Origin of the sequence: Desulfatiglans sp., from assembly GCA_012513605.1 — a bacterium.
In the GTDB taxonomy this organism is placed as follows: Bacteria; Desulfobacterota; DSM-4660; order Desulfatiglandales; family HGW-15; genus JAAZBV01.
Window position 1 is genome coordinate 36,480 of sequence record JAAZBV010000034.1, and the last position, 19,876, is coordinate 56,355.

The following is a 19,876-nucleotide window of genomic DNA, read 5'->3' on the forward strand; positions in this document are numbered from 1 at the left end:
AATGAAAGCCGGTATAGGGTATGCAAACATAGCTGATGGAATGTCCTCTGGCAGGAAGGTTGCTGAAAATGCTGTCAAAGATGGCAATATTGTTAACCCCGGTATTGTTATTGCCTTTGCAAGCGGTAACATTGATCATTACCAGTTTTTTAATGGTATCAGGTCTGTGGTGGGCCATGATGTGCCTGTTATCGGGGGTTCTGCAATCGGTGTTATCACAGGCACGGAGATCTCTTACGAGGGATATCCCTCAGCTGCGGCGGTAATAGAGTCTGATACCCTCAAACTGGAATTGGGTGTAGCAGGGGATCTTGATAAGGATGAAAAAACCGCTGGTGAAACCCTGGGTTCAAGATTTACAGATACAGGCAAGCTTTTATTGATATTATATGATTCGGTAAAAAAAGGTCCATCAGAATCCGGGCCGCCCGTGATAAATGCATCACGGCCCCTGATCAGGGGAATAGAGAAGAAGCTGAATCAAGAAATACCGATCCTTGGCGGAGGAGTTATCGGCGATTACGGGTTTGGCACTACATGGCAATTTTGCGGCTCATACGTGGCCAATCAGAGCGTTGCAGGGTTAATGCTTGGCGGTAAATTTACACCATATTACCGGATTATGCATGGCTGCATCCCCAAGGATGGGATTTATCACAGGGTTACAAAGGCGGAAGGCCCGGTTATTTATGAGCTGGATGGAAGGCCGGTCGTGAAAATCATAGATGAACAATATGGAAGCAGCGAATGGCGTAAACAGACCCCTGTTCACCGTCTCACCCTTGCCATAAACCATAGCGAAAAATATGCGGACTTCACAGAGACAGACTTTGTAAACAGGCTGATTTCAGGGGCATTGCCTGATGAAAAAGGGATAGTGCTTTTTGAACCTGATATAGAGGAGGGTGATGAGGTATTGTTTATGCTGCGCAACGGGGCAATGATGATAGGTTCCGCAAAAAAGAACACGCTGGAATTATTTGAAGAGATAGCCTCAAGGGGTGAAAAACCGATGTTCGGTCTCTATATAGATTGCGCAGGGAGGACTGCGGTTTACTCTGAAACCCTTTCTGAGGAGGCATCAGAAGTGCAGAAGGTTTTCAATCAGCACAATGTTCCTCTGCTGGGGTTTTATTCCGGGGTCGAGATTGCGCCGGTTCAGGGTAAAAGCAGGGGGCTTGACTGGACAGGGGTTTTACTGGTACTTGCACAAAAATAATATATGACAACGGGTTTCAGGGATAAAGATGGGAACAGAACTTGAAGAGGCCAGAAAAGAGGCTGAATATTACAAAAAGGTTGCTCAAAATACCGGGAACCTGTTTCTAAGAGAGACAGAGGAGCTGTCAACCCTTGTCAACCGGATCAGGGGCGTTGAAAAGGCACTGAGAGAAGGTGAAGAAAGGCTCCGCAATATCATAGAACACAGCAATGAGATGTTTTTCCTGCATGATACCAGCCATAAATTTATTTATGTGAGCCCTAAATCACAGGAATTTTTTGGTTTCAAGCCGGATGATATGAATATCATGTGGACAGATCTGGTCACTGATAACCCCGATAACAGGGCTGGATTTGAATCAACTGCCAAGGCGATAGAGACCGGCATTAAACAAAAACCCTATATTATTGAATGCAGAAAGAAAGATGGTAATAAAATCCTGCTCGAAATCGATGAGTCCCCTGTCAGGGATGAACAGGGTCGGGTCGTTGCAATAGCCGGTGCTGCAAGGGATGTAACAGGAAGAGAAAAACTGGAGGCGGATCTGCGCCAGGCAATCAAAATGGAGGCTATCGGTACACTGGCAGGGGGAATAGCACATGATTTCAACAACCTGCTTATGGGGATACAGGGCAGGACATCACTGATATTGATGGATATTGACCCGAACCACCCCTTTACCGAGCACCTTAAGGGCATAGAAGAGCATGTACAGAGCGCAAGCAACCTCACAAGTCAGCTCCTGGCCTTTGCCAGAAAGGGAAATTTCGAGGTTAAACCTCTTGATCTTAATGAACTGATCAAACACTCTTCGCACATGTTTGGGCGCACCAAGAAAGATATCAAAATCAATCTACAGCTTCAGCCTGGCCTCTGGACAGTTGAAACAGACAGAGGCCAGATGGAACAGGTATTTTTAAATCTCTTTATTAATGCCTGGCATGCAATGCCGGGTGGCGGAGAAATATGTATTATCAGCGAAAACATTATGCTTGAAAATACTTCTGCCATATCATTTTCGGTCATGCCCGGTAATTATGTAAAGATTTCAGTGAGCGATACGGGTGTCGGCATAGACGATGCCATAAAGGAAAAGATATTTGACCCATTTTTTACAACAAAGGAGATGGGCAGGGGTACAGGTCTTGGGCTTGCCTCAGTGTACGGGATCATCAAGAACCATGGCGGTATAATTGATGTTCACTCAATAAAAGGTAAAGGAACAACCTTTGATATCTACCTGCCAGGGTCAAACAAAGAGGTTGCAGAGGTCAAGGCTATTAATGAAGAGGCAATAAAGGGCACAGGGACAATACTGCTTGTCGATGATGAGCCCATGATCATTAATGTAGGAAAGGCCCTGCTTGAGAGACTGGGATATAAAGTAATAATAGCAGAAAGCGGCAATGCTGCGATCAACGTTTTTGAAACAGATAAAGATAAGATTGATATAGTGATTCTGGATATGATAATGCCGGGCATGAACGGAATAGAGACATATAGACGCCTGAAAAAAAGCAATCCGGGCATAAAGGTCCTTTTTTCCAGCGGGTACAGCATGGATGAAGGGACATCAGAAATATTGAACCTGGACTCAAATGGGTTTATCCAGAAACCCTACAAATTTGAAAAGTTATCGCAGAAGCTGAAAATCATGCTGGGTACGAATTGACCCTGCCCGGCCTTTTATAAACTGTGTTTATGCCGCCTCCTGTATTCTCTGAGCAGAAAATAGAACACCACATGAAAACTCAGGACATCTGAAACTGGCAATGCAAGCCATATACCGGTTAGTCCGAACAGGTATTCAAGGAGAAAAAGCACCGGGATAAAGAGTATAAACTGGCGGATGAGTGACAGCCAGAGGGCCATGCCCCCCATTGACAGGCCCTGAAATGCGGTAATAAAAAGTATGGATGGCCCGATAAAGGTAAGGGCTGAGAGCATTATCCTCATGCCAGGTATTGTTACCTTAAGCACTTCAGGGTCTTTCATGAAGATGGCAAGGATCTCCGGTGTCCAGATCTCAATTATTATGGTGAAGATGATAAGGAGCATTGCCGTGCCCACTGATGAAAGCCTTATGGCCTTCCAGAGCCTTGCCTCTTTTCCTGCGCCCATATTGTATCCCACCACTGGAAGCAGCGCATTTGCAACACCCATGATTGGCATAAAGGCGAGATCAGACAGCCGCATTGCAAGGCCGACAGCCGCAATAGGCGCTGAACCATATGCGGATACCACCTTGTTAAAAAGTATAAATGCCAGGCTTTCTGTAAGCTGCTGAATGGAGGCAGGGGCGCCCACATGATATATCCGGTTCAGGATGATCCACCTTGGCACAAGGCTCAACGCGCTTATCCTGAATGCTGTCCTCTTTGCAAAGATAAAATATAGACCTATCGCCATTCCCGAGCACTGTGCAATGACAGTGGCAAGGGCCGCCCCCTTGATCCCCATTTCCGGGAAAGGGCCTATACCTATGATCAGAAACGGGTCAAGGAGTATGTTTATTACACTTGCAGTTATCATGATTACAGTGGGTTTTACTGTGTCTCCTGACCCGCGGATAAGGCCGCCAACCAGAAATATAAAGACATTGGCAGGCGCCCCGAATGCGGTAATAACCAGGTATATCCTCCCCATATCCATGATATTATCTGTGGCCCCGAGAAGGCGGAGTATTGTATCAGGCATAAACAGAGGCGGTATCAGAAATAAAAGGCCCCATACAACACTTAAGAAAAAGATCTGCCCGGCGGCAAGGTTTACGCCATTAATATTCTTTTCACCAAAATATCTGGACACAAGGGCGCCTATGCCTGTGCCTGTGCCCATACCCACAGCCATTGCAAGTATCTGGTATGGGAAGACGATCGTTAATGCGGCAATAGCCTCATGGCCGAGCCTTGCCACCCAGAATGTATCTACTATATTATAGAGGCTCCCGGCAATGGTAGCGGCTATACCCGGAAGACTGAGTCGTATAAGAAGAGGGCCTAAAGGGGCTGTCCCGAGCCGTTCGGTATATTTTTCCATATGGCAAATCCGAAAATAAAAGTTTCAAAAGCGAACGGTCACGATCGCCAACTTTAAAAATATTGTCAACCATAAAATAGCTGATAACATGGAGAAACAATTACTTTGACACCCTTAACCCGGATTCGTATACTTCTTCAATACTGATAAGGAGGAAAAAATGAACAGAAGATTTGTATTACACTATTCTCTTTTAATATTTTTTCTAATGGCAGTAACAGGCATTGCCATGATACCAGGTTTTTGCAGTGCAGCTTCCTCAAAGGAGCCGCTGATCACCGTCATGAACCCCGCCATTACAGAGAAACCCGCCGCCAGGGTAAACATTGCGCCAAGACTCACAACGCTTGACGGGAAGACCATTTATCTTGTTGATGTCAACTACGAGGGTATCTCAGGCACCCCTGTAATGGGAGAGATACAGCGATGGTTTGCCAAGAACATGCCAAAGGTAAAGACAGTGCTCAAGGTAAAGAGCGGTAATTATGCAACCGATGACCCTGCATTATGGAAAGAGATAAAGGATAACAAGGGGGATGGTGTGATACTCGGCGTGGCCGGGTGATGGGGCTGCATAGCGGCCGTGAGCCGTTTCTGCGGAAGCATAGAAAAAGAGTATGGACTTCCCACCGTGGCGCTTTCAAATGAAAATATCGTATCATTCGGGATTGATGGCCATGCAAAATACAGCACAGGCATGCCCCTGCGTTTTGTAGGCATGCCCTATCCCTTTACTGGTTTAAGCGAGGAAAAGCTTAAGAACTACCTCAATGGAACAGATAATGTAACAGGCAAACCCCTGATGCAGGCCATTATTGATGCACTCACGCTTCCCATAAAGGAGTCCGAATGGCCGGGTGAGCCAGCCCCTGAACCGAGGCTTTTAAAGCCCGACACAGAGGATAACCTCCAGCGCCTTTTCAAGGATAAGGGGTGGACAGATTACAACCCTGTGATCCTCCCCACAGAAGAAAAGGTAAAGAGGATGCTTGAAGGCACAAGCCATGCCCCTGATGAACTTGTCAAAAAAGAGGCAGGCACATTTGGGACCCAGAGGCCGTTTACAGTAGAAAAGATCGCCATAATCGCAGTTATGGCCGGTGCAAAACCAGAATACTTTCCTGTAATACTTGCCCTTTCAAGCCAGGTGCCATACATGGACTCAACCACATCAAGCTCCCGCATGGTGCTCATAAACGGCCCCATACGTGAAGAGATAGGGGTGAACTCAGGCATAGGGGCGCTCGGCCCAAATGCAGAGGCCAACTCTGTTATTGGCCGCTCAATGGTGCTTATACACAAGATCATCCAGGGGTACAAGGAGGGTGTAAGCGGATTTTCTTCTTTGAGTAACCCCATACTCTACAATAATCTGACCATTGCGGAAAATGAGGAAAACCTGCCCGAGGGGTGGAAGCCCTTCCATGTACAGAAGGGGTTCAAGCCTGAACAGAGCACCCTTACTGTATTCTTTGGCTGGAACTTTGTAAACTGCTCGGGTTCAGTGGTGGAGCATTATGCGCCCCAGCTTATGATGAGGGATTTTACGAGGGTCCTTGCTGCAACCTCAGGTGCAACGCTTATTATGGACCCCTCTGTTGCAAATCTTTTAATGGAGACGCAGGGGTTTAAGACGAAAGAGGCATTCCACGAATGGCTCGCCAAAAATGCCGAGATGCCTGCAAGGCAGTACTGGGCAAACTCCATTGTCTCTGGCATGCAGGGGCCCACAGGGGCAAAGGATTATAAAGATATCCCTGAAGAGAGGATGGTCAACCATATGAGTAACCCGAAGATGATAAACACGGTTGTTGTTGGAGGTAAGACAGCCAGTGTCTGGTTTATATCAGACTTTATGGCAGGTATGCCTGTCTCTATTGATGCATGGAGGTAAATAGAATGGCTGCACAAGTGAAGGGTGGCTATACAGGTAAAATACTTAAGGTGAACCTTACAGATAACTCCTTTACCCATATCCCCACTGAAAAATATGAGGAGTATGGTGGAGGGCATGGCATGGGCTCTGCCATATTCTTTGACCTGGTGGGCGATCAGCTCCCATTTGAGGCATTTGATCCGAGGAACCTGATCATAATCATGGGCCACCCGTTTGCAGGCACCTTTATGCCGGGTTCCGGCAGGAGCGAGGTGCAGGGGCTTGCGCCCATGCTCTACCCTGTTGAATGGTTCGGCCACAGCAGCTTTGGGGGCAGGTTTACCAGCCAGCTTAAATTCGCCGGGTGGGACGGCATTGTTGTTGAAGGGGCGTCAGACAAACCTGTGTGGATCAATATTGTAAACGATAAGGTCACCATCGAAAACGCTGACGGGATATGGGGCATGGACACATGGGATACACAGGAGGAGATTTCAAGGCGTGTAAACCCCTCCCTTAAATTCGGTGAATGGGCGGATTACAGTGACAGCTTCTCCACCCAGATACCCGCGGTTGTCTGCTGCGGGCTTGCAGGAGAAAACAAAAGCCGCATGGCAGCGCTGCTCCACGGCCCCGGCTCACAGGCCGCCCTGGGCGGTTATGGCGGGGTATTCGGTTCAAAGAATCTAAAGGCCATAAGTGCAATAGGGACAGGCAGCGCACCTGTTGCTGACCCTCATGCATTTATGGAGACCCGCCTCTGGTACAACCGGTTTCAGTTTAATGTGGATAACCCCAGAAGAAAGGATATGATGGGCGGGTTCTACTTCTGGATCAACGGCTCACCTGCCGGTGCAAGTGTATCCAATAATCCCTTTTTCATGTCTGATAACACCCCTATTGTGCCGGCAAGGGCAGCAGCATGCGCATCATGCCCAAGGGGCTGTCGCCAGCGGCTCGCGAGCGGTGATAATAATGAATCGGTCTGCGCTGGCGCTGCCTCTGTATTCCTCGATAATGCCACACGCAAGATGAACCGCCAGGGTAATGACATGATGCAGAAATACGGGCTGAGCCACTGGCATTTCATGGCTACAACCCAGTATGTTAAACATCTCTATACAACGGGCATCCTTGGAAAAGGAAAACGTATCGAATGTGACCTCCCGATAGACAAGGCTGGAACATTAGGCTTTATGGATATGTTCATGAGGCAGATAGCCACAGGCGAGGGCATTGGTAAGGAGCTGTCACAGGGGCTCGCCAGGGCAGCTAAAAGCTGGGGCACCTATGATGAAGACTTTAACAATGGTAAACTCCAGCTCGCCTACTGGGGCACCTCCATGCACTATGACCCGAGGGTTGAGGCAGAGTGGGGTTATGGCTCACTCATGGGAGAACGTGACCTCATGCTCCACGGTATGGCAAACTATCCCCTGCACTGGATGCCGGAATCTTTCCGCATGGAGGGTAAGGAACCATACCTCACGGCTGAACAGGCGGTGCAGCTTACAGCGGACGCAATGATCCCATACAAGGGTGATGTGTTCATGCTTGACTACAGTGACGGCCCCACAGGCATCTATTCAGAGCACAAGGTAAAGCAGGTGGCATGGGTAAAGCACTATGAAAAATTCTGGCTTGGCTCAAACGGCTTTTGCGGCTGGGTATGGCCCATGTGCTTTACAAATAACTCCGCAGATAACAGGGGCGCAACACCAGAGGCAGAACCAAAGTTCTTTAATGCGGTAACAGGTAAAAACATTACATTTGCTGATGGCATGGAACTTGGTCATAAGATATTTACCCTGGACAGGGCAATATGGACACTTCAGGGCAGACACAGAAACATGGAGGTGTTCCCGGATTACCTTCATGAACAGGGCTCTCCCGGCGCGCTCTTACCCATGTATGACAGCAAGACAAAAAAGTGGGAATACGCAGATGGCAAGGGACGCAAGCTTGACCGCAAAAGGTTTGAAGAGTGGAAGACAAAGTTTTATGAGTTTGAGGGATATAACAAGGAGACCGGCTGGCCAACAAAAAAGACACTTGAAGACATGGGGCTGAAAAGAGTGGCTGATGTGATGAAGAGTAAAGACCGACTGGGATGATGCTCTAAGAACAATCGCGAGTTGTATCTGAAAACCTGTTCTCTTATTGGCAATAGGAGTACAGGGATATCCATGGTATCATTAGTAAAAAGGTTTCAGGTAGCGTTACCCTCTGCAAGTGAATCGGTAAAAAAGGGCACATGATTGTGGGAAAAAGGCTTTAACCTTTTAAACCTTAGAAATCCCATAACATAAGGATAATCCCCTTTTCCACATTTTCATAAGTACTAATTTATTTCTGGTTTTTGTGTTTTGCTAAGTTGTTTCGGAACAACAGTCTCGATTTACGTTTTACAAGGCATGGGACAAGGCATATAATCTACGAATGGAAAAAAAGGAGTAAGAGTCAAGACCAGGATTGACCTCTCACCATTGAAAGAAATTGAAAGCAAAATAAGCGACCACCACTGAATACGTTAAGGAGCATATCGAATGGCAAATGAACTTCAATCTTTATCAGTACTTTTTCAAAATAGATTATTCCGTATACCTGACTATCAACGTGGTTATGCTTGGAAGCACGAGCAACTTGCGGATTTTTGGGAAGACCTGTTGAATCTCCACGAGGATAGATATCATTATACCGGTCTGCTTTCTCTTAAGACCGCCATCCGCAAAGAAACGCACTTATGGCATGAGGATGAGTGGTTGCTTGATATTGGGTATAAACCGTTCCATGTTGTAGATGGGCAACAACGTTTGACTACGTTTTCTATACTTATGTATGAAATAACCGCCTTTGTTAAAAGTCTTTCTGATAACAAAGACAAGCTAGATGAAGAGATATTCCTTGGGTACGAATCACTTAAGGACATTAAGGCGAAATATGTTCTTCGCAAGCGTCCTCCCCAGAATATTGTAACAACGTATTTGTTCGGATACGAAACTGATAACCCAAGTTCTGACTATTTAAAACACAAGGTTTTTGAAGAGCCTTTCGGTGGAACTGTTTTTGAGACGTATTATACAAAAAATCTGAAATACGCTAAGAATTTTTTTGGGGAGAATCTACGTGCAATGTATGATACCGACGGGATAGCGGGTATTGAATCACTATACAAGAAACTAACTCTACGCCTTATGTTCAATCTACATGAAATAGAAGATGATTATGATGTTTTCGTTGCTTTCGAGACAATGAACAATCGAGGAAAGAAGCTGACAAATCTTGAGCTGCTGAAGAACCGCCTTATCTACCTCACAACACTTTTCGATGACTGGCAACTTGATTCAAAAGACAAGGATCAATTACGCAAAAACATCAATGATGCATGGAAAGAGGTATATTATCAGCTTGGACGTAATCAGAACGCCCCGCTTTCCGACGATGAGTTTCTGCGTGCTCATTGGATTACTTACTTCCGTTACTCTCGTAAAGGTGGAGATGATTACATACGGTTCTTGCTTGGGAAGTTCTCCGCTAAGAATGTCTTTGAGAAACACGCTCCAGTACAGGAAAACGACGATACTGTCCTTATGTCGGATATAGAAGCTGGTGAGGACGATGAAACACCGGAGGTTCAGACTGAAGCGGAAATCCAGTTGGTCAGCAAGCTCACGCCAAAGGAAATCAGCGACTATGTCAACAGCCTGAAATTGCTGGCTGAATCTTGGTATTATAGCTTCTTTCCTTATGATAGTGGGTTCTCAAATGATGAAAAAGTTTGGATAGACAAATTGAATCGTATTGGCATCGGGTATTTCAGGCCTTTAGTAGTAGCCGCATTGTCTTCGGAAAAAGACACAACGCCGGAAGAGCGCATTGTGCTGTTCAAATCCATCGAGCGGTTCCTTTTTGTATCATTCCGTCTCGGTGGTTTTCAGTCGAATTACCAGAGCAGCGTCTATTACAACAAGTCTCGTGATGTGTTAAGCGGTAATGTCTCTCTAGTTTCGATTTCTGAGGATTTGATTTCCACAGTGGATAATGATATGGCTTCTGCAATCAAAGCCTTTACCGCACGTACCAACAGACGGTTTGATTCTGGAGAGGGTTTCTACGGGTGGCGTGATTTACGCTATTTCCTTTACGAATACGAGTATGAAAAAGCCGTGAAGAATAACATTCAGAAAGTCGACTGGAGTATGTTCACGCGAGTTGAAAAAGATAAGGTAACCATAGAGCACATACTACCCCAAACGCCGGCGAAATGGTGTTGGCGCAATACCTACAGGATGTTCTCGGAGAGCGAGATAAAGCAACTGTCCGCTTCGCTTGGAAATTTGCTCCCGTTGTCCCAGAGTATTAATTCTTCGCTCCAAAACGATAGCTTTCAGGACAAAAAGAACTCAACAGCGGCAGGTAGAAGAGGTTATATAAATGGTTCTCATTCTGAGATAGAAGTTGCCCAAGAAGATGATTGGACAGCCCAAAACATCTTTAATCGTGGGCTGTCTCTTCTGAATTTCATGGAGAAACGCTGGCAGTTGCAATTTGGAAGTAATGAAAAAACTGAGTTGCTTCATGTATCATTTATAAATGACGGCCGTGAAGCGCCCGATGACATCCCCGAAACCGAGCCGACTCAGACAGCTGTAATCGAAACAACGAGGGAACTGTCCGACAGGCATTATCTCCGTTTTGATTTCTGGAGTAATTTTGTGAACTACTGTAGGGAAAAAGGGCGCGGCGAAGACATAGCTTCACGTAAACCTTCTACTGCTGATTGGTATGACGTCACAATAGGCAGCAGAAATTATCATATATTCTTTCAGCTTGTGCGGCAAAAAATATTACGCATCGGGCTATATGTTTATCGCCCTGAGGATTTTACCAGACTAGATTCTCGGAAGGGTGAAATAGAAGCCGCATATGGTTCTTCACTTGAATGGTATACCAGTCGACAAAAAAGTATAGCAAAGCGCATATTGCATTCTGTTGATGCAGATATTCATAATCCGAAGTTGTATCCGAAGAATTTTGCTTGGCTCATTGAACAGTACGATAAGTTACTGCGAGTTTTACAAATGGTCGACCCTGAAGGCTTTATAGAGGGGGATGCTCTTTAGAAAAATTGGGGTCAGGCGTTGACCTTGACATATATTTACATGAAAGATTTTCTTTCACTAAGATTTACGATTTTCAGGTTTGAATATTTTGCCATAGCTGTAAAATCTCTATCCCTGTGCAAAACAGGGATATTATAAAAAATGGCATGATATCCTATCAGGCAGTCATTGCTTTTTCTTATTGTTATGCCTTTCTTTTTTAGTGTTCTATATAACTCAGCGGCACCAATAGCAAATTCAAGGGGCTTTGTTTCTAGAAACTGATAAGAGAGTAATATATCTTTTGCAATCCTGTATTCTTTATCATTATTAAAACCCTGCAATATTTCCTGCAGGATAATAGAGCAAATATAGACAGGGTAATCTTCCTGAATTAAGGAATGCAACAGATCGGCTTCTTTGGTTTTTGTATCATTGAATAAATCAATCCACACGGAGGTATCAGCCAGCACACCATCCATTATATCTTCCTCATTTCATCAAGATCCCCTTCCCATTTAATCTTGCCCTTTAAACCCAGAATAGATTTTCTTTTTTTCTGGGCTATTAATTCTTTGAGGGCATACTCTACAATACCCTTCTTTGTCTTAATATGGGTCATTGACATGGCTGAATTTATTAATTTATCATCAATATCAAGGTTTGTTCTCATTTTTCCACCCCCATTAATATATGCAAGCATAATATAAAAATTACACATCAGGAAGCAAGGTATTTAAAAGGGTTAAATATTTCCCTACTGATCCTCAAAAGCCTATGGTCACCAGGATTTTTGACAGGATAAAGGGTGACACTGTCACCATGTCTCAAATCAATAGGAATGCCCATAAATAAAAAATAGTGCACGAGACACTTCTTATTAATGGCATATATATTATGGAGATGCTCAACCTGGATGGTGTAAAACCAGGTAATTATGAAATGATATGTCTGCCGCTCAGGATGGAAAAGGGTGACGCAGGCCCCGTGTAGGGCAATCATCAGGACGATAACTAAACAGAGTTAGAGCGTTTTGGTTAACAGGGGTGTTTAGTACAGCCCCTGTTTTATCCATTTTTTGATTTATAACTGTCCAAGGCTTTTTTCTGCATGGCCCCTTAATTTGCGGTGAGGGGCATTCTGCGCAACTGTCCTCAGTGTCTCTGAATAGCGGCGGTCTCCTGTCCTTCCAAGCGCCCTGCAGAGCCACGCCATTGCATCAATCTGGATGTTGCTTGCATCTGCTGAATAATGTTTAAGAAGCGTCTGCTCAGCAATGCCCGCAAGATAGCTGTTATTGTAATGTCTATGGTAGATATTTTTAGCTGCATCACGGATTTCGGTTAGAGAACCATTCTGGAGCATCCGGGCATAACGCTGTTCCTCAGCGCTAAAGGCCTCTGACACATTAGCCTTTTGTTCTGCTGTTAATGATGAGACTACAACGGCCTGCTCCTTAACCGCAGGCTGTTCAGCCACAGGTGCAGGTTTATTCATCGGTTCAAGCAGCACCTGAAGATTCTTCATCTCTCCTTTTTCAAGGGTAACCCATTCACGGTGGGATTTATAACCGGCAGCAGAGACCTCCAGATCATAGCGACCCTGATCAAGACTTAGCCCCTGCTCAAATACAGGGGCAATATTCATGATGCGAATCCTTGCATTCGAGGGGTTTGCATCCACATAAAGCCTGGCCTTCTGGTCTTTGACAGCTACTGGCCTGGATGATACCGGGGCAGGAGCCTTTTCCTCAACAGGAATAGCAGGTACCTGCTGAACCTCTGTCTGAGCCTGAACAGTTGCAATCTCATTACTTCTTACAGGTGCTACAGGCATGGAAGAGACTCTTTGACCGGAGATTACGCGCGGGTCACGGTAATATTTGGAGTCCAGGAGATGGCATGTAGCCATGTAGGCCATGGCCTCATCTCTATTCATAAGGTCAAACTCCAGACTACCCATTGATACCTTCAGGCGCACAAAATATACCTCGCCCGGCTGCGCATTAACAGTTGCCTCGGTGGTTTTGAATATCCCGAAAAGTTTTGGGGTAAAGGTATACTGCCCCGGATCAACAGAAAGGGAAAAAAAAGCGATCTCAGGCAGCGTCTCAACCACCTCTATATCATTTACCTTTACTCCCGGCATTGTTGTGGCTGTCATTACACCCCTCTGCCTGTAGACATAAATTACCGCCTTTCCAGACTCCGGGGTTACCGCATGTGTAAACTTTGGACCGATAGAGGTTGTAAGGCATCCTGTGATTAATGAAGTTAGAAAAAGTACTGAAATTAATATAAAAAACTTTGTTTTCATAAACATAATTACCCCTTAATTTATCTTAACATTAATTTGCCGGAGGCAACCCCGGTATATTTATTATGCACAAGATATTTATCGGTCAGGGGGCATGATATCTTTAGAAAAAATGGCCTTGTCTCATACTGGGAACCAAATGACATGCCTTCTCTGATCATGCAAGGCATCATATTCAGTTTATAATTAATTTCATTTAAGCCAACTTTACCGATTACAAATTCAAAATCTAATGATATACTTTTGCCATGTTTCATCATGATCTCCTTTCTATGCTTTCTGGCGCCACTCAAACCTGACAGGGAGATCAGGCTTTTTCCGCTTTTTAGATGATAAGAACACTCTAATACGATGTTTGTATTTTAAAGTAACTGGCCGGTTTTAAGCAATTTGCTTTTTGGACATTAACCGTATTATCTTTCTTAAAGGGAGGAAAAAATGAAATTAGTCAAGGATATCTTAAAAAACAAGGCCATCAAGGAGCTCTTTTCGGTAACCCCTGAATCACTTGTTTTTGATGCCCTCAGCCTTCTGGCTGAAAAAAACATTGGCGCGCTGATGGTTATAGACAAGAAAGGCAAGGTCGTTGGTATTTTTTCCGAAAGGGATTATACGCGTAAAGTAATCCTGAAAGGGAAATCCTCAAAAGAGACAAAGGTTCAGGATATCATGACCTCTGCACGCGCAATGTACAAAATCAAACCTGAAACAGAGATAAACGAATGCATGGTTCTCATGACAGGCAAACATATCCGGCACCTGCCGGTTTTTGACGGGCAGAAATTTATAGGCCTGATATCAATCGGCGATATTTTAAAGGCCGTCATTGTTGAAAAAGAAAAACTGATCGATGATCTGAGCGACTATATTGCTGGCAAGTACGCATAGTCTACTACTCTAACTGACTGAAATAACTTATGCAGCAATAGGGCGAAAGATTTTTAGCCCCTTTTTATTTTATATTGTCAGTAACAACCCCCTCTTTTAGGCAGATACGTGCTTTATTGGGGGTATATTGTCAGGAAAGAGTTTTTAATATGGGATTCAATATGCCAATACAACTCAGGTTTCAGGTTATTTTGAAATTTTCAAACAAGTCGTCTAACTGCTCTGGATAATTCCCACTTATTATCCATACGCGGCTTTTAAGAGGCAGGTTTGAAATTGATGTGAAATCCTCCCTTATTGATTGAGAGATGTTCTCTGATTGCTCCCTGATTCCCTTCATTATTTTATAGAAGAACGGGTCAACTATATCTCTCCCCTTTAACTTTTCCAGATCAACTGGCAACCTGTAATCATTCTTATCCCCTGCTCCTGCGGGCATACTTGTGCTTTTAACTAATACAAGTCTTTCCGCCTTTATATATCCCGCGATCCATGCGGCTATAGAATCGGATGTAATATCCCAGGAGTGGGGAAGGGGATCTTTATCCTTCATAAGTTTATATGGAAGGAGTATGGCTGGTTGATATTTAACTGCACAGTTTATAGCATCATCTATATTTTCAAAACATATGGTGCCGGGGATCAATGATGATAACAGGTAGCCATACTGGTTCATGGAGAGTATTGCCATCCAGTGGGAGGTGTCCTGGTCAAGATTGAAACTCTGTGTACTGTCTCTTACAGCATCCGCAAAGATACCACCACCCGGTATGAATAAAACCTTGTGATTTTTCCCAATGTTACCGAGTTGAGTGCAAAGCTCGCCAAGTAATTTAGTTTTCAGGAGGCTGCCACCCACCTTGATTACTATGACAGACATTCTAAAGCTTCCCTATGTGTTCATTTAAAAGTGATGCTACAGAAAAGGCAGGTAAACAGTTGTGGTCATCCTTTGATTCCCAGTGTATGACATCCTGGATGCCAATAGCCCTTGCAGCCCTTTCAGCAAGAAATGCCCCGGTACCGGTTACAACAACAGGGATAATTTTAGAAAACGCTGCCGTGGCAAGGACATTTAATATTGCTTCAGAAATCTGTTCTGTCTGTTTCTGACTCAGGTATTGAGCCATACTGTCAATTTCGTCTGTTGTAAGTATTTCAGTGTCTGCGCATATGAGTCTTGCAAGCCGTGCCCTTGCATCTCTAACTGTCTTTTGTCGTTTATCGGCTGTGGGGCAGGAGTATGTATCAGCAGAGATATCCCCGAGAATTAGATATACATCAGCCATGGTTGTGAAATATTCAGCAGCAAACGGGCACTCCTTATCACGGAGAGGGACAGTGTGGACAATTGCATTCGGGTTGGTTCGGAGGACCCCGGAGTAAACCAGTTCGTTATTGATCAACCTGCCTGTATCTGTCCGTTCATGACAGATGACCTTCCCCTCTTTTATTGGGATAATATCAGTTGTTGTGCTGCCGACATCGATGAGGATGCAGTTGTTGTGAATATTTGCGATATACCTGGCACTGGCTAACCAGTTTGTAGCAGCACACATAAGCGGTTTTTCATCTGCTTCCAGGAAATTATAAAAACCGCCTTCAAGATTAAAAATATAGACAGGTGAGTAGACAAAAGCCTTTTGAAGTGCGCTCAGTATAAAATGAATTCCCTCTCTTTTTATCCTGAAGGCATCAGAAAGTTCTGCAGTTATTGTTACACCGTGGGGCTCTTCTGTTTTGAATGTAAGATTTTGCCCTGCTATTTTAAGCTGATCAGCAAGCTCAGAGGGGTTATGCCATATTTCAAAGGGTATGCTTACCGCTTTAATAACTCTGGCCCTGTTGCCGTGCCATTCAACGCGGACAGCCTTGATATTTACCCCGCCAATGTCCCAGCCGTTTATTATTGTTGCAGACCTCATATTTTACCTTTAAAAATTTGAGATATTACCACACCAGAAGGTAATTTGTACATGGCGCAGATTTTTTTGTCAGGTATGATCCTGCTTAAAAGAAAAACAGAGTGAGAATGGATGTATACTGCAAATTGACAATAAGAAATAATTCCAATATGGTTTATATATATCAGGAGGTTTCCTAACATGAAAAATAGAGTATCAAGACCAGTTGCGAATATTACTCTTTATTTGATTCTCACTGTTTTATCATTAACCGACTGCGGCCCGAAATGGACTGAGAGTGAAAAGGACGGTGTAAAAATCGTTACCAATATGGGTGGTCAAACCCTTGGATATTCTACATCCTCCGGTATTAAAATACTGACTGTAGACAGGCTTGCCTTTAAAGATCTCAACAAAAACGGTGCGCTTGATCCCTATGAAGACTGGAGGTTGTCTGTAGATGAAAGGGCAAAGGATCTGGCCGCAAAGATGTCTGTTTATCAGATATCAGGCCTCATGCTCTACAGCGGGCATCAGAAGATACCGGGTGGTGGTATTTATCAGGGCGATACTTATGATGGTAAACCATACAATGATAGCGGCGCAAAACCACATGACCTTTCAGACGGGCAAAAGGATTTTCTTGTAAATGATAACGTGAGGCATGTCTTAATAACCAGTGTGGAAAACCCTGAAGCAGCAGCAAGGTGGAATAACAATGCTCAGGCTTTAAGTGAAGCCCTTGGTCTTGGCATCCCCATAAATACGAGCAGTGACCCAAGGCATGAGGCCGCCTCTGATGCAGAGTACACCCTTGGCGCAGGCGGTGAGATATCAAGGTGGCCGGGCGCTATCGGGCTTGCCGCAACATTTGATCCTGAACTTGTAAAAAGATTCGGGGAGATAGCCTCTATTGAGTACCGTGCGCTTGGGATTGCAACCGCTTTATCTCCGCAGATAGATATTGCAACAGACCCGAGGTGGTATCGTTTTAAAGGTACATTCGGGCCTGATCCAAAATTATCAACCGACATGGCAAGGGCCTATATTGACGGGTTCCAGAGCTCATCTGGCGGGAGTGCCATAAGAGATGGCTGGGGTTATGAGAGTGTAAATGCGATGGCAAAGCACTGGCCCGGAGGGGGATCAGGTGAAGGCGGCCGCGATGCCCATTTCGGGTTTGGTAAATTTGCAGTATACCCCGGTAACAATATCCAGACACATATGGATGTCTTTATCAACGGGGCTTTTAAACTTGCAGGGGGAACAAAAACCGCATCAGCCATCATGCCCTATTACACCATATCCTTTAACCAGAACCCTGGAGGCGAAAATGTGGGTAATGCCTTTAGCAGGTATTTTATTACTGATCTTCTTAGAAACAAATATGGCTACGATGGTGTGGTCTGTACAGACTGGGGTGTAACCCGTGATGATGCTGGTATGGCAGTATTCGGTCAGACACCCTGGGGAGTTGAAAACATCTCTGTTACTGATCGGCATTATAAAGTCCTTATGGCAGGGGGTGATCAGTTCGGAGGCAACAATGACGCAGGCCCTGTAATTGAGGCATATGAAACGGGGGTAAAGGAATTTGGTGAAAGGGTTATGCGTGAACGCTTTGAAAAATCCGCAATACGGCTCTTAAGGAATATCTTCAGGACAGGCCTCTTTGAGAACCCATACCTTGATATAGAAAAGACAAAGGCCACAGTGGGTAACCCTGAATTCATGAAGAGAGGATATGAGGCACAGGTTAAATCTATAGTCATGGTGAAAAACAGGAATAGTGTCCTTCCAATAAAAAAAGAAAACACCGTGTATATACCCAAAAGGTATTTCCCTGAGACGACAAATTTCTGGGGACAGAAGACCGCTGCGAGGTGGGGTTACCCTGTCAATATGGAGACTGCAAAAAAATATTTTAATGTAACCGAAAACCCTGATGAGGCAGATGCAGCTGTTGTAATGATCAACAGCCCTGACAATGGCCCTACACAGGGTTACAGCAAAGAGGATAAAGAAAAGGGCGGGAACGGCTTTGTGCCTGTAAGCCTGCAATACGGGGAATATACTGCATTAGAGGCGCGGGAAACAAGCATTGCAGGTGACGAGCGTGAAACAGATGTGCTTAACAGGTCGTATAAAGGGAAGAGAGTAATTGTAAACAACAGCAGTGATCTTAAGCTTTTGATGGACACCCGGTCAGCCATGAAGGACAAGCCTGTTATTGTTATTGTAAGGATGTCAAACCCGACTGTTGTCAGGGAATTTGAAAAGGATGTTGATGCACTTATTGTTAACTTTGATGTGCAGGATCAGGCTATACTTGATATCATCTCCGGTAACAGTGAACCGTCAGGGCTTCTGCCTTTTCAGATGCCCGCAAATATGGATACAGTGGAAAAACAGATGGAAGATGTGCCGTTTGATATGGAGGTGCATGTTGATTCAGAAGGCAATAAATATGATTTCGGGTTTGGCATGAACTGGCAGGGTGTTATCAAAGATAACAGGACAGAAAGATATTGCGGGAAGCATGATTAATTCGTAGGGGGACGCAGCAGCGTGCCCAATAGAAAACTGTGCTGCCATTCGGGCACGCTGCTGCGTAACTACAATATAAATACTAATCTCTCGTGAACTGTTGTGCAGCAGGGTGTTTTAAGATATATGGTACGCCGATCCCAAACAATACATTAATGATTCGTGCCAGAAGCCAGAATGTCCCCAGTGGAAGGAGAATGACCTGCATGATAAACACCGCCACATACAGGTAAGAGAGCCTGAGGAGGTTCGCAACCATGCTCCCCATATTGTTAATCATTGTCTTAAGCGCAGCGCCCATATCAGAGGTTTTCCTGCCAACAAAATCAAAACCATTTTTTATGGTTCCAATAACCCCATCAATCTCCGGCATGCTCATATCCTTAAGCCTCTCCATCTCCGGAGACATTATTGTAAGCTCATCCCTTGCCTTTATGATCTGTGGAGAAAAATAACTTTCATTCAGATACAAATTAATGATGGAAGAGGCTGGCAGGCAAAGACGGGCAACTGCGAGTAGAATAATAGATTTAAGCAGTATTCCTTTTATTGCCGAAGCCCTTTCCCCTTTAAAAAAGGAGGTCACGACAAATATGATTATTATAAAACCTGCAATGGGAGGCATAAAGGCGACGCACAACTCATATGCAATTTTTTGGATACCCAGTGATACTATTGCTGTTATGAGGATATCAGAAGCCCTTTCTGTCAAGTCGTCTAATGGATCGAGCACCTGCCCTGCAGCCAGTGAGACACCTAAACCCGCCGGTTCTATCTGGATTTGCGATTCCTTTATAACAGATACAGATGCATTAACCACCCTGCAGACGCCATAGGCCAGGCCGGCCTTTGCCATGGATTCAGAAAAGTAGGTGTCAGTGGTTTTATCCAGATATGGCAGTTTAAACCCTGGCAGTATTAATAAAACAAATGCTGCAACAATAAGGAGTATTGATTTGATGATGGCTGGATATCTTTTCAT

The 19,876-nt window shown here is 44.7% G+C and carries 16 protein-coding genes; 8 read left to right on the forward strand and 8 right to left on the reverse strand.

What is annotated here, in order from left to right:
* Nucleotide 1: 1 nt before the first annotated feature.
* Nucleotides 2-1,219 (forward strand): hypothetical protein, encoded by a 1,218-nt coding sequence (locus tag GX654_04315; GenBank protein NLD36074.1) that lies wholly within the window; start codon nucleotides 2-4, stop codon nucleotides 1,217-1,219.
* Nucleotides 1,220-1,247: 28 nt separating this feature from the next.
* Nucleotides 1,248-2,894, forward strand: coding sequence for a response regulator (locus tag GX654_04320; GenBank protein NLD36075.1), 1,647 nt, complete (start codon nucleotides 1,248-1,250; stop codon nucleotides 2,892-2,894).
* Between the two features lie 14 nt (nucleotides 2,895-2,908).
* On the opposite strand, the gene GX654_04325 is transcribed toward GX654_04320, so the two are convergent.
* Nucleotides 2,909-4,261: an MATE family efflux transporter gene (locus tag GX654_04325; protein ID NLD36076.1), complete on the reverse strand. Its 1,353-nt coding sequence runs from the start codon at nucleotides 4,259-4,261 to the stop codon at nucleotides 2,909-2,911.
* Between the two features lie 160 nt (nucleotides 4,262-4,421).
* Here GX654_04325 and GX654_04330 point away from each other — a divergent pair, with 160 nt between their 5' ends.
* The 4 genes from GX654_04330 to GX654_04345 all read left to right on the forward strand — a co-directional run bounded on the left by GX654_04330 (nucleotide 4,422) and on the right by GX654_04345 (nucleotide 11,260).
* Nucleotides 4,422-4,826 (forward strand): hypothetical protein, encoded by a 405-nt coding sequence (locus GX654_04330; GenBank protein NLD36077.1) that lies wholly within the window; start codon nucleotides 4,422-4,424, stop codon nucleotides 4,824-4,826.
* Between the two features lie 18 nt (nucleotides 4,827-4,844).
* On the forward strand, nucleotides 4,845-6,155 hold the full coding sequence (locus tag GX654_04335) for a hypothetical protein (protein NLD36078.1): 1,311 nt from the start codon (nucleotides 4,845-4,847) through the stop codon (nucleotides 6,153-6,155).
* A gap of 5 nt (nucleotides 6,156-6,160) precedes the next feature.
* Nucleotides 6,161-8,251, forward strand: coding sequence for a hypothetical protein (locus tag GX654_04340; protein ID NLD36079.1), 2,091 nt, complete (start codon nucleotides 6,161-6,163; stop codon nucleotides 8,249-8,251).
* 432 nt (nucleotides 8,252-8,683) lie between these two features.
* Complete coding sequence (locus GX654_04345; GenBank protein NLD36080.1) at nucleotides 8,684-11,260, forward strand: DUF4268 domain-containing protein; 2,577 nt, start codon at nucleotides 8,684-8,686, stop codon at nucleotides 11,258-11,260.
* Between the two features lie 35 nt (nucleotides 11,261-11,295).
* Here GX654_04345 and GX654_04350 read toward each other — a convergent pair whose 3' ends face one another.
* From GX654_04350 to GX654_04365, 4 genes are all read right to left on the reverse strand, one after another.
* Nucleotides 11,296-11,721, reverse strand: coding sequence for a PIN domain nuclease (locus GX654_04350; GenBank protein ID NLD36081.1), 426 nt, complete (start codon nucleotides 11,719-11,721; stop codon nucleotides 11,296-11,298).
* Nucleotides 11,721-11,912 carry a type II toxin-antitoxin system VapB family antitoxin gene (locus tag GX654_04355; protein ID NLD36082.1) on the reverse strand — a complete coding sequence of 64 codons (192 nt, stop codon included), beginning with the start codon at nucleotides 11,910-11,912 and terminating at the stop codon, nucleotides 11,721-11,723. Before GX654_04355 ends, GX654_04350 begins: the two co-directional genes overlap by 1 nt.
* Nucleotides 11,913-12,322: 410 nt before the next feature.
* Nucleotides 12,323-13,555 (reverse strand): DUF2846 domain-containing protein, encoded by a 1,233-nt coding sequence (locus tag GX654_04360; protein NLD36083.1) that lies wholly within the window; start codon nucleotides 13,553-13,555, stop codon nucleotides 12,323-12,325.
* A 20-nt stretch (nucleotides 13,556-13,575) separates the two neighbouring features.
* Entirely contained in the window at nucleotides 13,576-13,716 is a 141-nt protein-coding gene (locus tag GX654_04365) for a hypothetical protein (protein NLD36084.1), read from the reverse strand.
* 277 nt (nucleotides 13,717-13,993) lie between these two features.
* Here GX654_04365 and GX654_04370 point away from each other — a divergent pair, with 277 nt between their 5' ends.
* Complete coding sequence (locus GX654_04370; protein ID NLD36085.1) at nucleotides 13,994-14,443, forward strand: CBS domain-containing protein; 450 nt, start codon at nucleotides 13,994-13,996, stop codon at nucleotides 14,441-14,443.
* 181 nt (nucleotides 14,444-14,624) lie between these two features.
* Here the strand turns inward: GX654_04370 and GX654_04375 are convergent, their stop codons facing one another.
* Both GX654_04375 and GX654_04380 read right to left on the reverse strand, forming a co-directional pair.
* Complete coding sequence (locus GX654_04375; GenBank protein NLD36086.1) at nucleotides 14,625-15,323, reverse strand: hypothetical protein; 699 nt, start codon at nucleotides 15,321-15,323, stop codon at nucleotides 14,625-14,627.
* 1 nt (nucleotide 15,324) lies between these two features.
* Nucleotides 15,325-16,368, reverse strand: coding sequence for a hypothetical protein (locus GX654_04380; GenBank protein NLD36087.1), 1,044 nt, complete (start codon nucleotides 16,366-16,368; stop codon nucleotides 15,325-15,327).
* A 180-nt stretch (nucleotides 16,369-16,548) separates the two neighbouring features.
* Between GX654_04380 and GX654_04385 the strand changes: the two genes are divergently transcribed.
* Nucleotides 16,549-18,894, forward strand: a complete 2,346-nt coding sequence (locus GX654_04385; GenBank protein ID NLD36088.1) for a glycoside hydrolase family 3 protein — start codon at nucleotides 16,549-16,551, stop codon at nucleotides 18,892-18,894.
* 82 nt (nucleotides 18,895-18,976) lie between these two features.
* On the opposite strand, the gene GX654_04390 is transcribed toward GX654_04385, so the two are convergent.
* Nucleotides 18,977-19,876: a hypothetical protein gene (locus GX654_04390; protein ID NLD36089.1), complete on the reverse strand. Its 900-nt coding sequence runs from the start codon at nucleotides 19,874-19,876 to the stop codon at nucleotides 18,977-18,979.